Genomic DNA, 13,507 nt, shown 5'->3' on the forward strand with positions numbered 1-13,507 from the left:
TCTTTTAAGCCCCTTTTAATTTCCCCAAAGGGGAAAAACTGATTGGGAATTTTTACAGTTAATTTTTTATTTTTTTTAGTATGTTTCCATTCTGACTTCCTTCCCTTTGGGAAGGATTGAGGATGGGCTTATTTTACTTTAGCTCCATTATATAATTTCCCATCAGCAGAAATTATGTAAGATTCATCTGCATTTAAACCTGATAAAACCTCAACTTGATTTCCATAAATCCTTCCCAAACGCAACCAACGTAACAAAGCTGTATTACTTTCACTTACTGTATAAACACCAGTTAATTGTCCATTTTTTACAAGAGCTTCTTGTGGAATTAAAACCATAGAAGAAGAAGCTGATTTTCTTTCTATAGGAAACTGAATTGTAGAAAACATGCCCGATAAAATAGTTGCTTCTGTTTTTTCTAAATCAATTTTAACTAAATATTGTCCACCTGTATTTTTTGCAGATGTACTTACTTCGCTCACTTTACCTTTAATTGTTTTATCAATTGCTTTTACTAAAACATTTACTTCAGTACCTTTTTCAATTTCTGATATTTCTGTTTCTGGAATCATTGCAATTACTTCAAAATTGCTTGGGGTTTCTAAACTAATTAAAGGCATTCCTGGATTTGCCATATCTCCAGTTTCAATATTTTTATTGGTAATTATTCCGCTAAAAGGTGCAGTAATATTACTGTAAGAAAATTGTGCATTAATTTCGTTTTTCATCTGTTTTGCTGATTCTAAGCCAGCTTTTGCCATTTGGTAATTTGCTGTCATATCATCCATCTCTTTTTGAGAAATACTATTATTTGCCATTAAATTTTTAAAACGATTGTAGTTTTTTTCTGCATTTATAAAAGCAGTTTCTGCTTGCGTAATTCCTGCATTTACTTGCGCTTTTTTTGCTTGTAAATCTGCATTATTAATAGATACTAACAACTGACCTTTTTTAACATTATCGCCAACATTTACATGAACTTTATCAATAAAACCCATCATTCTTGTGCTTACATCTGCACTCTTAGTTGCTTGTATTTTTCCACTTACAGACAAAAATGGATTGTTGTTGTTTACTGCTACTTTGTTAACTTTTACAGTTATTGCAGGTGAATTATCTACTGCAACTTTTTTGTTTTCACTATTACAACTTACTATAAATAATGATGCTGTAAAAAATGCTATGATGTGTATGTATTCTTTCATTTGTTTTGATTTTTCCTATCCCTAACCCTTTCCAAAGGAAAGGGAACTGTTATGTTAAGGATTCGTGTTGTTTTCTATTTTAAAATGATTTTATTATTATTCTATGACTAACTCTATCCGAAGGAAAAAAGTAAGGACTAGATTTATCAGCAAACTTGCTAGTTTCCCCTTTGGGGGTTAGGGGGCTGTCAAAAATTCTAAATACTTTTGTGTAAAATTATATTCGAAAATTGTTTGATAATATTCTAATTGCTTTTGTGAAAATTGAGATTCAGCTACTAATAAATCTGATGCTTTTTCTAAACCTTCTTTAAATCTATTCTTTGTAATTCTTAAAGATTCTTCAGATTGTTTTACTGCTAAATTTGTTAATGCTAACCTGTTTTTAGCATCTAACAATTGGCGTTTTGCTTTGTTTAATTCTAAATTACTTTTAGATAGATATTGATTATATTCTAACTTCGATTTTTCGAATTCAGCTTTACTTTTTTGTGCTTTTCCAAAACGTTTAGATCCTTGAAAAATATCCCAGCTTAATTGTGCACCAATTACATAACCACTGGCATCTCCTTGAAAAATGTTATTATCATACATTTCGTAACTTCCAAAGGCATTTAATCTTGGTAAAAAAGCCATTTTATCTGCTTTATTCATAGCTTCAAACCCTTTTAAGGCAAGTTCCATAGCTTTAATATCAGATCTGTTTTCAGAGATGTTTTTATTATCAATACTAACATTAATTAGCTTTAAGTTTTCTGATGGTATATAAATAACATCAGTCTTATCATTCATTAAAAAAGACAAATAATTTGAAGCATTTTGCACATTACTTTTTGCGTTTTGTAATTGATTTTTAACTTCTGTAATTCGAATTTCTACGTTTAAAACATCTGCTCTTTGCAGCAACCCTTCTTTAAAACTATTTTCTGCTAATTCTTTATTAACTTCAGAGGCTTTTAAAGCTTTTTCTAAAACTTCTACAGCTTTATAGGCTAATTGCAGTTGCATATATGCTTTTTCAACTTCAAACACTAAATAATCTTGTGTTCGAGCTGTTTTTAAAGACATAGCTTCCATTTTATTTTTTGCTGCTTTTCGTTGATAAAAGCCATCTAAATTTATTAAAGGCTGTTCTACTTTTATAATTGTTGCAAAATTTTGAGTAGTTGTAGGGTCATTTAACAAAGCTGGATTAAAATCGTTTTGCGTTAAAATTCCTTGATTTAACTTAGACCCAAAAGCCATTAAAGGGTTTGTGGTAGAAATACCTGTATGACTTGCAGTAATGTTTGGTAGAAAAACAGCATTGGTTTGATTATAATCTGCTTTTGCTGCATTAAACGCTTCTTCAGAAATTTTAATTGCTGCATTATTCTCAGAAACTTTCGCTAAAACTGCTGCTTTTGAAATTGGAGTTATTTCTTGAGCTTGTATTTTAAAACTTATTAAATATAAAAAGAGGAGTAAAATATAGGATTTCTTCATTGATTATCTATTTATAGTACAAAAATAGAATGAAGAAATATTCCTATAAGTAACAAAGGTTACCAACTAAAAAAAGGCATTTATAATTTCTTATAAATGCCTTTTCATTTGAAAATATTTTTATATTACTTAAAATCTTTTACATTATCACTTAAGTCATAAACAGCAACACTATCAATTAATTTTGAAATAACACTACTACCAGCTGCACTTCTATAACCACCTGCACAATGCACCACAATTGGCTTTTTAGTTGGTATTTTTTCTACTGAATTTCTTAATTCATTTAAAGGAATTGAAATTGCATTTTCAAAAAACATACCTTCTGCAACCTCACTTTTATTTCTGATGTCAATAATTGTATATTCAGTTGGATTTTCTTTAAAACTATCGAGATCTAAAGATTCAAATGTTTTAAAATTATCTTCGCCTAAAGTAATAACTGATTTTATTTGTTTTTCATACCCAATTTTGGCAATTCTACTTAAAATTGTTTCTCTATCTGAAATACTATTAATTACTAAATGAAAATCTTCATTAGGTTCTACAATAGCACCTAACCAAGTTTCTAATTTATCGTCTTCAGTTTCTGCAATAATATTTACACTTCCTTCTATATGATTCTTCTTATAGTTTGCTGCACTTCTTACATCAATAATTAATTGATTATCGTTTTTAAAATCTGCAATTCCAAAATTTAAAGGAATATTGCTAAATGCAGTTTCAGAATTTGTTGCACCTTCTTTATTGATATCAACATTAAAACCAAAATAAGAAGGGATAAAAGGTTGATCTTCTAAAATAGTTTTTACAAATTCTTCTTCAGTTACATCTTGAAAAGCCCAATTTTCTTTTCGCTCTTTTCCTAATGTGCTTGATGCAGCATCACTCATATTTTTACCACATAAAGAACCTGCTCCATGAGCTGGATATACAATAGTTTCATCTGGTAAATGATTGAATTTATTTTTTATAGTTTGATACATACTTTTTGCCAAATCTTCTCTTTTGGCTTTCATATTACCTGCTTTTTCTCTTAAATCGGGTCTCCCAACATCGCCAATAAATAAAGTATCACCAGAAAACATTGCATAATTATTTGCATCATCTTTTGCAATAATGGTAATACTATCTGGAGAATGACCAGGAGAATTTATGGCAGAAAATGTACTATTTCCTATTTTTACAGTATCTCCATCATCAAAAGATTGATGTGGATAGTTAGCTTCTACCAATTTACTAGCATAAATTTTTGCGCCAGTTTCTTTATGAATTTGCAAATGACTGCTCACAAAATCTGCATGTGGATGCGTTTCGAAAACAGCAATTATGTTTGCATTATGCTTTTCTGCTAACTCATAATAAGGTTTTGGATCTCTTGACGGATCTACAATTGCCATTTCATGATTACTAATAATTGCGTAAGAATAATGCGCTAATGGTTTGTCTTGAAATTGTATAATGTCCATAATTTTTATTTTTTTATTAAACTAATAAATAATTCCATTCCTTGTCTGTTAGGATAAGAATTATAACATTCTGTAAAAATATTTAGAGTAAAATAAGATTCAAAATAATCCAAATATTCTTCTTTATTGCCACCAAAAGGTGGATGATCTTCGTTGAGTTTTGCATCAAAAAGTAATCCAACTAGTTTTCCTTTTTCTTTTAAAATTGATTGCATTTTTTCTGCATATTTTGGTCTTAATTCTGGGTTTATGGCACAGAAAAAAGTTTGTTCAATTACTAAATCAAAGTTTTTTTCTACATCGAAAAAGTTAGCAAGGATTAATTGTGATGTCGGAAAATCTGGAACTCTTTTTTTAATATTATCTAAAGCAATTTGAGATACGTCTACCACAAAAACATTTTTAAAACCTTGGTTATAAAGATATTCTGCTTCGTGAGAATTACCTCCACCAGGAATTAAAATTTTCAATTCCTTGTTTTCTATTTGATCAAAATAGGTTTTTAGTGGTGGAGAAACTTCGCCTAAATCCCAACCAATTTTGTTGTTTTTATATTTATTATTCCAAAAATTTGCTGATAAATCCATATATTAATATTTTCTTCATAAAAACACCTGCTTTTTATAAAAACAGGTGCTTTCCCCAACTAACTATAAAAACTAACTAAAACTTTTAATAATTTTTATCAAATCGTTTTTTTGAAGTGCCCCAGATTGTTTCCAAACTTCTTTGCCTTGTTTATACAATACAAATGTTGGTACACCTCTCACTTGGTACTTTGCAGCTAAAGCTTGGTTTTTATCAACATCAATTTTAATGATTGAAATTGCATCACCCAAAACATCTTTTACTTCTTTTAAAATTGGACTCATGGTTTTACAAGGGCCACACCATTCTGCAAAAAAGTCTACTAAAACTGGTGTATCTTGATTTATTATTTCTGAAAATTTACTCATAATTTAAATTCATTTATTTTGAAAGCTTTCCAGTTGCACAACTTACAAATGATTTTGCTTTTGATGAAAAAGAATTAGCATCCTCTATTGATGGATATCCTAAGTTTTTCAACTTTTCTTTCACTTTAAAAGCATCTTCTTCATTTGAATACTCAAAGGAAACTTTACTTTGCTCTACATTTACTTGTAATTTACTTACATTTTTTATGGTTGCTAATTTTGTAGAAATTGTGTGTGCACAACCTCCGCATTTTAAATTTTGTACTAAAATTGAAGTTTTCATAATTTACCTATAGTTAAGAATTCCACCTTTCAAATCATAGATTTCTTTAAAACCTAATTTTGATAATTTTTTAGAAGCTCTTTTGCTTCTAGCTCCACTTCTACAATACAAATAAACTGGTTTGACTTTATCTAATTTATCAGCCTCTGTTGAAAATTCTCCCGAGAAAATATCAATATTTTTAGCTTTATTAATACAACCAGATTTATATTCGTTAGCAGTTCTTACATCTATTAATTGTACCTTTTTATTAGAAACAGCTTGTTTAAAAGTTGAAGCATCTAAAACTTTTATATTATTATTGGTTTCTGAATTTATACCAAAAAGGTATTTCAAAATTGTTATCATTAAAAAATAGTTTTATTATTTACGTACTCAAAGATAAATAATTAACGTATTTTTTTTGGTAACATAAGTTACACTAGCCTTAAAAGAAGTTAAAAATTATTCTAGAAAAATTATACTATTTACAATTCTAAAACTCTAATACTGTTTCTAAATAATTTTATTTTATGCTCATTTTCGAGCTTTTTTAAAAGTCTAGAAACAACAACTCTTGAGGTATGTAAATCTTCAGCAATATGTTTGTGTGTGGTGGCTAGCTCATCATTATTATTCACCATTGCTTTGTCTTTTAAGTATTTAAAAATGCGTTCGTCCATTTTTAAAAAAGCAATTGTATCTACAGCTTGCAAAAGCTCTTCCACTCTGTTATGATAACTTTGTAATATAAAAGATTGCCAAGTTTTATAAGTGCTTAGCCAATCTGTCATTTTTTCTTTTGGTAAAAGAATTAACTCAACATCTGTTTCTGCAACAGCTCTAATTTTACTTTTAGTTTGCCCCATGCAACAAGAAAGTGTCATGGCACAAGTATCTCCTTTTTCTAAATAATATAAAACTAATTCATCTCCATTTTCGTCTTCTCTTAAGATTTTTATGGCACCAGAAATTAGCAAAGGCATCGATTTTATAAAATCTCCTAATTCTATGATTGTAGTATCAGCAAAAAACTTTTTAGGAATACCAATTTGTGCAATTTCTTCAATTAAATCTTGCTCAAATAAATAGCCAAAATTAAGTTGTAAATCACTTTTCATTTCAAAATATAATTTAACTATAAATTTAATGAAATGATTTGAAAGCCCCTAAAAAAGTGTTGCTAAATATCTTGCTTCTCTTTTGCTTTTTTATCAGTATTCATCAACATAAAAACTGCTGCAACCAAACCGATTACAACTAACACAAAAAAACCAATTACAATGGTTCCATTTAGCCAAGAAACAAGTGGAATGTTTAAAAAATTCATAAAGCGTTTAATTTAGAGCGTAAAATTAAAGCTTATCAGATTCTTAAATTATGATAAAAGTCAGTTTCTTAAAATTTGATATTCATAATATCGCCACTTAATTGCAATAATTGAAGCTCAATTAATTTCGCGTCAAACTTGGCGTTGTTATAAGCTGTTTTAGAATTGATCAAGTTAATTTGTGCTTGTCTAAACTCTACAGAAGTTATTTGACCCAATTTAAAACGCTCTTGAGTTCTATCGAAATTATTTTGATTTGTAAGCACATTTTGCTCTTGTGCAGTTAAAATAAATAATTGATTATTGTAGTTTTCCCAAGTGTTTTTTAAATTATTTTCGATGTTTACTTTTTGTTGCTCTAATAATATTTGCTGATTATCTAAAGCTATTTTTGCATTGGCAACTCGTGTTTTTGTACTTCCACCATCAAAAATATTCCACGTTAAATTGATGCCTGCATTTAAACCATCAGAAGTAATTAATTTTGCCCCAAAAGGGTTAATTAAATTTTCGTTTTCTGTTCTGTTAAATCCATAAGAAGCATTAAAACCTAATGATGGTAAAAAGTTTGCTTTGTTTATTTTAATGTTAAATTCACTAATGGCAATATTGGTTTCTCCTTGTTTTAGAAGTGCATTATTGGCTAATGTTTTATCTTTTAAATCGCCATAATTCAACATGGTATTATAATCAACTTCTGTTTCTACCACATAATTAATATCTTCTTTAGCCCCTAAAATTACATTTAAACCACGTTTTGCAGTATTTAATTGTTGCTTGGCAGTAATTAAACTAATACTATCATTATTTACATCTACTTGAGCATTTAAATACTCTAATCTTGTAGATTGCCCATAATCATATTGATATTGTGCGCGTTTTAACCTTGTTTTAGAAATGGTTAAAGCTTCAGACAAGTTATTGGTATTTTCTGACAAACGTGCAATTTGAAAATACGTTGTAAATAACTGTAAATAGGTATTCTCGATAGTTTCTCTAGCTTGTACTTCTGTTAAATTATAGGTTTTTTGTAATTGTTGGTAATTGTATTTTCTGCCTAAACCATCAAAAATTGTATAGTTTACACCTAAGGATGCACTATATGTTTTTGTTACAACTCCATTTCCTGAAATCTCTGCGTCATTGCCTGTATCTCTATCAGTAAATATAAGACTTTGATTGTTTCTTCTATAATCTGCACCCGATGTTAAAGCCACAGTTGGTAAAGCACCTCTGTTATAAATACTTGTATTATTTTCGGCAACTTCTAAATTATTATAGGCAATTTTAATCCCGAAATTATTTTCTAAAGCTATGGCTAATGCTTCTTCTTTGGTTAAAATTTCTTGTGCAGAAACTTGTATCGAAAGTAAAAAACAACCGAATAAAATTAGTTTATTAATGTTCATTTTCATCGTATTTAGAATCTATAACTGCTCTTTCTACTTCTTCTTTAGTAATTTCGTTTCCAGTTTTTAACCACTTTATTTTTACTTTAATCCAGTTGGATGTTGACAGTAATAATGGCAACATTACCAGCGTTAAAACAGTGGCAATTGCAATTCCGTAAGCTATAGAAATTGCCATCGGAATTAAAAATTGTGCTTGTCTACTTTTTTCGAAGATTAATGGTGCTAAACCTGCTATTGTTGTTAAAGAAGTTAAGAAAATTGCTCTAAAACGAGATTGGCCAGCTGCTATTAAAGCATCATCATATTTCATACCTTCTTTTAAATAGGTATTAAATTTACCAATTAAAACCAAACCATCATTTACCATAATACCTACCAAAGCAATAATTCCTAAAAAGGATAAAATACCAATGGCAAAATCATGAATAAAATGTCCCCAAACCACACCAATCATACTAAAAGGAATCATAATAATTAGCAAAAGTGGTTGTGAATACGACCTAAAAGTAAACGCAATTACAATATAAATTAATCCTAAAATTATAAACGCAACTCCATTTACAGAATCTGTAGTTTTGTTTCGTTCTCTGTTTTGTCCATCGTAAATTGGGGTAACTGTAGAGTGTTTCGCCAAAATTTCTGGCATAACATTGTCTTTAATGTCTTCCAAAATTTCTGCAGCACTTCCTTTTAATTCTTTTAAATCTGCTGTAACTTGAATTTCTCTTTTTCCATCTAAGTGATTAATGGCAATATCTCCTCTTACAATCGTATAATTTGCAATTTCAGAAAACGGAATTCTTGTTCCATTGGGTGCAACAATTCGCATATCATCTAAATCTTTTATGGTAGATCTATCCTTTTTGTCATAACGAACCCAAACTTTTATTTCATCTTGCCCACGTTGAAAACGTTGTGCTTGAAAACCAAAAAATCCATAACGAACCTGCTCCATAATAGCTTGTAAATTCAAGCCTAACAAATACGCATTATCTTTTAATTGTATGCGCACTTCTTTAATTCCTGCAGGATCATTATCTGCAACATCTTTTAATAATGGATTGTTTTCTAACGCTAATTTTAGCTCTTCTTTTACGGCTTTTAGTTCACTAATATTATTCCCTAATAAAGAAATAGCAACAGGACTTCCTCCAAAATTTCCTCCAGAACCAAAAACTAAACTTTCTACACCATACACTTTCCCAACTTTATCACTTATAGAATTAGTGATTTCTGGTGATGAAAAATCTCTAGCTTCACCTGGTAAAAGGTTTACTGTTAAAGTTGCATTAGCACTACCTGGCCCTACTCTTTTAATAACATTTTCTACAACTTGAAGATTTCCTGATTGTTTAGCAGAATATTCCTCATTAACCAACCAAACTTTTTCTTCTATGGATGAAATAATAGAATCTGTAATTTTATCATTGGTTCCTTGTGGCATTTTTAAATTAATCTGAACTCGATCACTCGCTATTCTTGGAAAAAAAGCGGTTCTAACAATGCCACCTTCAATAGACATAAAACTGAAAAGTAAAATGGCAATAGGAACACTAAAAGAAAATACTTTGTTTTTTAAAGAAAATTTTAAAAATGGAACATAATACGTATCTCTAAATTTTGACAAACCTGCATCTGCAGCTTTGTTTATTTTTTTAAACAACGCATCTACTTTATTGGTTTTTTTAACCTCACCATTTTCCAGACGTTTTCTATCTAACGCTTTAGAATGTGCAATATGTGCAGGCAAAATAATTAAGGCTTCAATTAAAGATACACTTAACGTTAACAATACAATTGTAGAAACTTCACCAAAGAAACTTCCTATTCTACCATCCACAAAAAAGAAAGTAGAAAACGCAATAATTGTTGTTAAGATTGCTGATATAATGGGTGGAATTACTTCCATAGTTCCATCAATAGCAGCATTTATTTTAGATTTTCCTAAATCGTAATAATGATGATAAATATTCTCACCAATAACAATTCCATCATCCACCAAAATACCAATTACAATAATCATCCCAAAAAGTGATAATACATTGATAGTAACATCAAATTGAGCCGCGAAAATAAACATCCCAAAGAAAGCAATTGGCAAACCAAAAGCCACCCAAATTGCCAATCTTAAGTTTAAGAATAACGCTAAAAAGAAAAGTACTAAAAGAATACCAACAACCCCATTTTCTATTAATAATTTTGTTCTACCATTTAAGGTAATAGAGGCATCACTAGAAACATTTAATTGTACATTTTGTTGTTTTTGATTGTACTCATAAATGTAGTCTTTAATTTTATCTGCGGATGAAATTAAATCCTCATTATTTGTATTACTTACTGTAATATCGATGGCTAAATTACCGTTAAAAAAAAGTCTATCTGGGTTTTCTGACCAAACATCTTTTACTTCAGCAATATCTTTTAAACGGATAATTGTTCCATTTTGCTGAGTTCTAACAATAATATTTTGAAGTTCAACTCCATAATAAGAACGGTTGCTTGCTCTAATTAAATAATCTTCTTCAGCAGTTTTTATATTACCACCTGTAATTAAAATATTAGAGTTTCTTACAGCATTTGCAACTTCTGTAAACGATAAATTATAGGCACGTAAATCGTTTTCACGAACAGCAATTTCTATTTCTTCATCAGGAAAACCAGAGATTTCAACTTGAGAAATTCCGTCGATTCCACGAATATCATTTTCTACATTTCTAGCATATTGCTTTAAAGATTTTAAGGAAACATTTTCACCACTTAATGTAAAACTAATGGTTGGTCTTATACTTTCTACTTTAGCAATCACTGGAGGTTCCATACCACTAGGAAAAGAAGGCACCCTATCTACTGCGTTTTTTACATCTGATAAAACAACATCTATATTTTTACCTTTTTCAACTTCGATACTAACAGCCGCAGAATTTTCTTGAGAAACCGAGGTTACTCTTTCTACACCTACAATTCCTTTTAAGTTGTCTTCTATTTTTAGTACTACACCTTCTTCCATTTCTGCTGGTGAAGCTCCTGGATATGCTAAATTAATTCTAATTAATTGCGAATCTACCAAAGGGAAAAAGGAAGATTTCATGCTTAAAGCACCCACAGTACCAAAAGCTAAAAATGCGATAATAACCACATTTACGGCAACAGGATATTTAATAAAATAACTAATAATTTTTCTCATTATATGCTGAATTTACTAAAACTGAAATTACTTCAGCTTTTAGTATTTGTTTATTCTAAACTTTTTTTATTCTCTAAATAATCTTTTGCAGAAAGTTTGTTTACCACTTTTTTTCCTGTTTTCTCTTCAATTTCTTTTCTTGTATTTCCTGCAATTGTGCCTCCTTGATTGGCAATAGTTTTATTTTCGTTAAATGTTTTCGGCTTTTTCTCTTTACTAATTTCTGTGGTTGTAGCCTCTGCAAGCATATTTAAAACCAACTCTAAATTAGACATATTGTCTCTTAAATTTTCTTTTTTTAAGCCTTTTAGATTTTTGTAATTCTTAACATCTAAACCACTCCAAGCTTTTGTAATTTCGTTGGTTAGAATTGCATATTCTTGTCCTTTTTCTACGCCTCTATGTTCCCATTCGTCTGTTAATTCTTTACGGACTTCTATACTTTTTAAACGTTGATTAATCCAATTTTTACTGTACCCTTTATTAAGATACGTTTCCATTAATCTATCAAAACCAAATTCTGGGTTTTCTATTTCGTCAATACGTTCTTTGGCTACTTTTGCAATCCATAATTTAAAAGGTTCTGCTTTTGGTGATGGTATAGATTGAATTAAACGAAATAACTGTTCTGTATTTGCAACGTCTGTAATACGCATTTTACCATCTTCAGCTTGCATTTTCAACTGTCCCAAATCTTGGGACAGTTCACTCCCTTCTTTCTTTAATTTTGATTTTAATGCACTCCAATACTTTCTAGGTCTTGGACTTTCGGTTAAAATAGCAACAACATCAATAATAGAAAAAAACCATTCTTCTTGGATTTCATCCCAATGAGTTCTAACTTTTTGTTCTTCAAATAATTTTATGGCTTGGTCTTTTTTCAAGGCTTTTATTTATAGAAATTATATCAATCTTCTTTGCCAATATTCACAATCATGCCATCAAAAGCACCTGGTAAAGGTTGTGCTAATATTTTATCATTGTTTTTCAGCCCTTTAATCACAACTTTTTCTGCACCAAAATAAACAGGATTTATTTCTGACAACGTTAAGATGCTATCATTTTTAACAGTGTACACAGCATTGTTATTGACCAACAATTTTCTGGAAATTTCAATAGCATCTTTTTCTGATTTTGCGATTAAACTCGCTTCTAAAAACATACCTTCCTTTAAATCTGTGTCTTTTACTTGAATATAAGCATTTATTGTTTGCGATATTTGGTCGATTCTACCATTTACTCTCACAACTTTGCCTTCGTAAGTTTTTGATTTGTTTAGGCTTTTAAGTTCAACTGCATTCCCAACTTTTAATAAATCTGCGAATTCCGAATTTACAGAAACTTCCAACTCATAAATATCGGTATCTATAAACTCGCCTAATTTTTGCCCAGATCTTACCAAAGTTCCAGAAGTTACCAAAGTTTCGATTAAAACCCCCGTAAATGGAGCTCTAATTAAATGTTTAGATAAACGAACTTCTAAATTTTTAACATTGTAATAAGCTGTTAAAATTCCGCGACCAGAAATAAAATATTTTTCTTTGTCTGATGTAAAACTTGGTAGTTCTGGAATCGATTTATCAATATCGAAACTTTTTAAATAGTCTTCCCATTTTTTAAATTCAGAAGCAAAATCTAAACGTAAATCTGGTAAAACAGCCGTAATTAAATTAAATAAATTACTTTTTTGTGATTTTAAACTTGCTCTAAATTCATCGCTATTAATACTCAACAAGATTTCGCCTTTATTATAAGAAGTTCCTGGTTTAAAAGGCTTATTAGAAGTATTTAAAACCCCTTGAACTTCAGAGAAAATATCAATTTTATTTTTGGCAACTAAATTACCATTAGCTGTTAAAACAATAGGAACTTCCGTGTTTTTGACAGTATTTACATAAATTGTATTGATACTTTTTTTGAAAGTTGGTTTTGGTTTTTGATTATTATCGATAAAATAATTTCCTAAAAAAACTGCACCAATAATTAATAAAACTCCTAGAATTGCTAGAATAATTTTTCTCATTTTTATTTAGTTGAAGTAAACTTGACCCAAAAAGATCATATTTAAAATATGTTTGCAAAGATACTTTTTAACTTACTTTAGTGAGATGAACTTATTTTTTTTTTGTTAAAGAAACGTTATAATTTTAATTTTTAAAATCTTAATTTTTAAAACGAGTTATTTTTAAGAACTTTGCAAGACT

Annotated in this window: 13 protein-coding genes; all 13 read right to left on the reverse strand. The window is 29.4% G+C overall.

Annotation, left to right across the window (positions count from 1 at the left end; genetic code table 11):
• Window positions 1-128: 128 nt before the first annotated feature.
• The 13 genes from P161_RS0103000 to P161_RS0103060 all read right to left on the reverse strand — a co-directional run bounded on the left by P161_RS0103000 (window position 129) and on the right by P161_RS0103060 (window position 13,326).
• Window positions 129-1,205 carry an efflux RND transporter periplasmic adaptor subunit gene (locus tag P161_RS0103000; RefSeq protein ID WP_026775596.1) on the reverse strand — a complete coding sequence of 359 codons (1,077 nt, stop codon included), beginning with the start codon at window positions 1,203-1,205 and terminating at the stop codon, window positions 129-131.
• A 177-nt stretch (window positions 1,206-1,382) separates the two neighbouring features.
• Window positions 1,383-2,690 carry a TolC family protein gene (locus P161_RS0103005; protein ID WP_026775597.1) on the reverse strand — a complete coding sequence of 436 codons (1,308 nt, stop codon included), beginning with the start codon at window positions 2,688-2,690 and terminating at the stop codon, window positions 1,383-1,385.
• Between the two features lie 125 nt (window positions 2,691-2,815).
• Window positions 2,816-4,159, reverse strand: coding sequence for a rhodanese-like domain-containing protein (locus P161_RS0103010; RefSeq protein ID WP_026775598.1), 1,344 nt, complete (start codon window positions 4,157-4,159; stop codon window positions 2,816-2,818).
• A 5-nt stretch (window positions 4,160-4,164) separates the two neighbouring features.
• Window positions 4,165-4,746 (reverse strand): methyltransferase domain-containing protein, encoded by a 582-nt coding sequence (locus tag P161_RS0103015; protein ID WP_026775599.1) that lies wholly within the window; start codon window positions 4,744-4,746, stop codon window positions 4,165-4,167.
• Window positions 4,747-4,818: 72 nt separating this feature from the next.
• Window positions 4,819-5,115 carry a thioredoxin gene (gene trxA / locus P161_RS0103020; RefSeq protein ID WP_026775600.1) on the reverse strand — a complete coding sequence of 99 codons (297 nt, stop codon included), beginning with the start codon at window positions 5,113-5,115 and terminating at the stop codon, window positions 4,819-4,821.
• A gap of 13 nt (window positions 5,116-5,128) precedes the next feature.
• Window positions 5,129-5,398 (reverse strand): heavy-metal-associated domain-containing protein, encoded by a 270-nt coding sequence (locus P161_RS0103025; protein WP_026775601.1) that lies wholly within the window; start codon window positions 5,396-5,398, stop codon window positions 5,129-5,131.
• Between the two features lie 3 nt (window positions 5,399-5,401).
• The gene (locus tag P161_RS0103030) at window positions 5,402-5,746 is read right to left on the reverse strand and encodes a rhodanese-like domain-containing protein (protein WP_036841189.1); all 345 of its coding nucleotides are present in this window, start codon (window positions 5,744-5,746) and stop codon (window positions 5,402-5,404) included.
• Between the two features lie 119 nt (window positions 5,747-5,865).
• Window positions 5,866-6,498, reverse strand: coding sequence for a Crp/Fnr family transcriptional regulator (locus P161_RS0103035; protein ID WP_026775603.1), 633 nt, complete (start codon window positions 6,496-6,498; stop codon window positions 5,866-5,868).
• Between the two features lie 62 nt (window positions 6,499-6,560).
• On the reverse strand, window positions 6,561-6,707 hold the full coding sequence (locus tag P161_RS19650; protein ID WP_197026321.1) for a hypothetical protein: 147 nt from the start codon (window positions 6,705-6,707) through the stop codon (window positions 6,561-6,563).
• 68 nt (window positions 6,708-6,775) lie between these two features.
• The gene (locus P161_RS0103045; RefSeq protein ID WP_231494694.1) at window positions 6,776-8,116 is read right to left on the reverse strand and encodes a TolC family protein; all 1,341 of its coding nucleotides are present in this window, start codon (window positions 8,114-8,116) and stop codon (window positions 6,776-6,778) included.
• Entirely contained in the window at window positions 8,106-11,303 is a 3,198-nt protein-coding gene (locus P161_RS0103050) for an efflux RND transporter permease subunit (protein WP_026775605.1), read from the reverse strand. The genes P161_RS0103045 and P161_RS0103050 overlap by 11 nt, the downstream gene beginning before the upstream one ends.
• 50 nt (window positions 11,304-11,353) lie before the next feature.
• Complete coding sequence (locus P161_RS0103055) at window positions 11,354-12,187, reverse strand: Bro-N domain-containing protein (RefSeq protein ID WP_026775606.1); 834 nt, start codon at window positions 12,185-12,187, stop codon at window positions 11,354-11,356.
• A 23-nt stretch (window positions 12,188-12,210) separates the two neighbouring features.
• Entirely contained in the window at window positions 12,211-13,326 is a 1,116-nt protein-coding gene (locus P161_RS0103060; RefSeq protein WP_026775607.1) for an efflux RND transporter periplasmic adaptor subunit, read from the reverse strand.
• Window positions 13,327-13,507 lie beyond the last annotated feature (181 nt).

Origin of the sequence: Polaribacter sp. Hel_I_88, from assembly GCF_000687935.1 — a bacterium.
Classification (GTDB): domain Bacteria; phylum Bacteroidota; class Bacteroidia; order Flavobacteriales; family Flavobacteriaceae; genus Polaribacter.

What these genes read in the sequence shown, in the direction of transcription:
- P161_RS0103000 (WP_026775596.1), bottom strand. Translation starts at nt 1,205, where the DNA reads ATGAAAGAATACATACACATCATAGCATTTTTTACAGCATCATTATTT.
- P161_RS0103005 (WP_026775597.1), bottom strand. Translation starts at nt 2,690, where the DNA reads ATGAAGAAATCCTATATTTTACTCCTCTTTTTATATTTAATAAGTTTT.
- P161_RS0103010 (WP_026775598.1), bottom strand. Translation starts at nt 4,159, where the DNA reads ATGGACATTATACAATTTCAAGACAAACCATTAGCGCATTATTCTTAC.
- P161_RS0103015 (WP_026775599.1), bottom strand. Translation starts at nt 4,746, where the DNA reads ATGGATTTATCAGCAAATTTTTGGAATAATAAATATAAAAACAACAAA.
- trxA (WP_026775600.1), bottom strand. Translation starts at nt 5,115, where the DNA reads ATGAGTAAATTTTCAGAAATAATAAATCAAGATACACCAGTTTTAGTA.
- P161_RS0103025 (WP_026775601.1), bottom strand. Translation starts at nt 5,398, where the DNA reads ATGAAAACTTCAATTTTAGTACAAAATTTAAAATGCGGAGGTTGTGCA.
- P161_RS0103030 (WP_036841189.1), bottom strand. Translation starts at nt 5,746, where the DNA reads ATGATAACAATTTTGAAATACCTTTTTGGTATAAATTCAGAAACCAAT.
- P161_RS0103035 (WP_026775603.1), bottom strand. Translation starts at nt 6,498, where the DNA reads ATGAAAAGTGATTTACAACTTAATTTTGGCTATTTATTTGAGCAAGAT.
- P161_RS19650 (WP_197026321.1), bottom strand. Translation starts at nt 6,707, where the DNA reads ATGAATTTTTTAAACATTCCACTTGTTTCTTGGCTAAATGGAACCATT.
- P161_RS0103045 (WP_231494694.1), bottom strand. Translation starts at nt 8,116, where the DNA reads ATGAACATTAATAAACTAATTTTATTCGGTTGTTTTTTACTTTCGATA.
- P161_RS0103050 (WP_026775605.1), bottom strand. Translation starts at nt 11,303, where the DNA reads ATGAGAAAAATTATTAGTTATTTTATTAAATATCCTGTTGCCGTAAAT.
- P161_RS0103060 (WP_026775607.1), bottom strand. Translation starts at nt 13,326, where the DNA reads ATGAGAAAAATTATTCTAGCAATTCTAGGAGTTTTATTAATTATTGGT.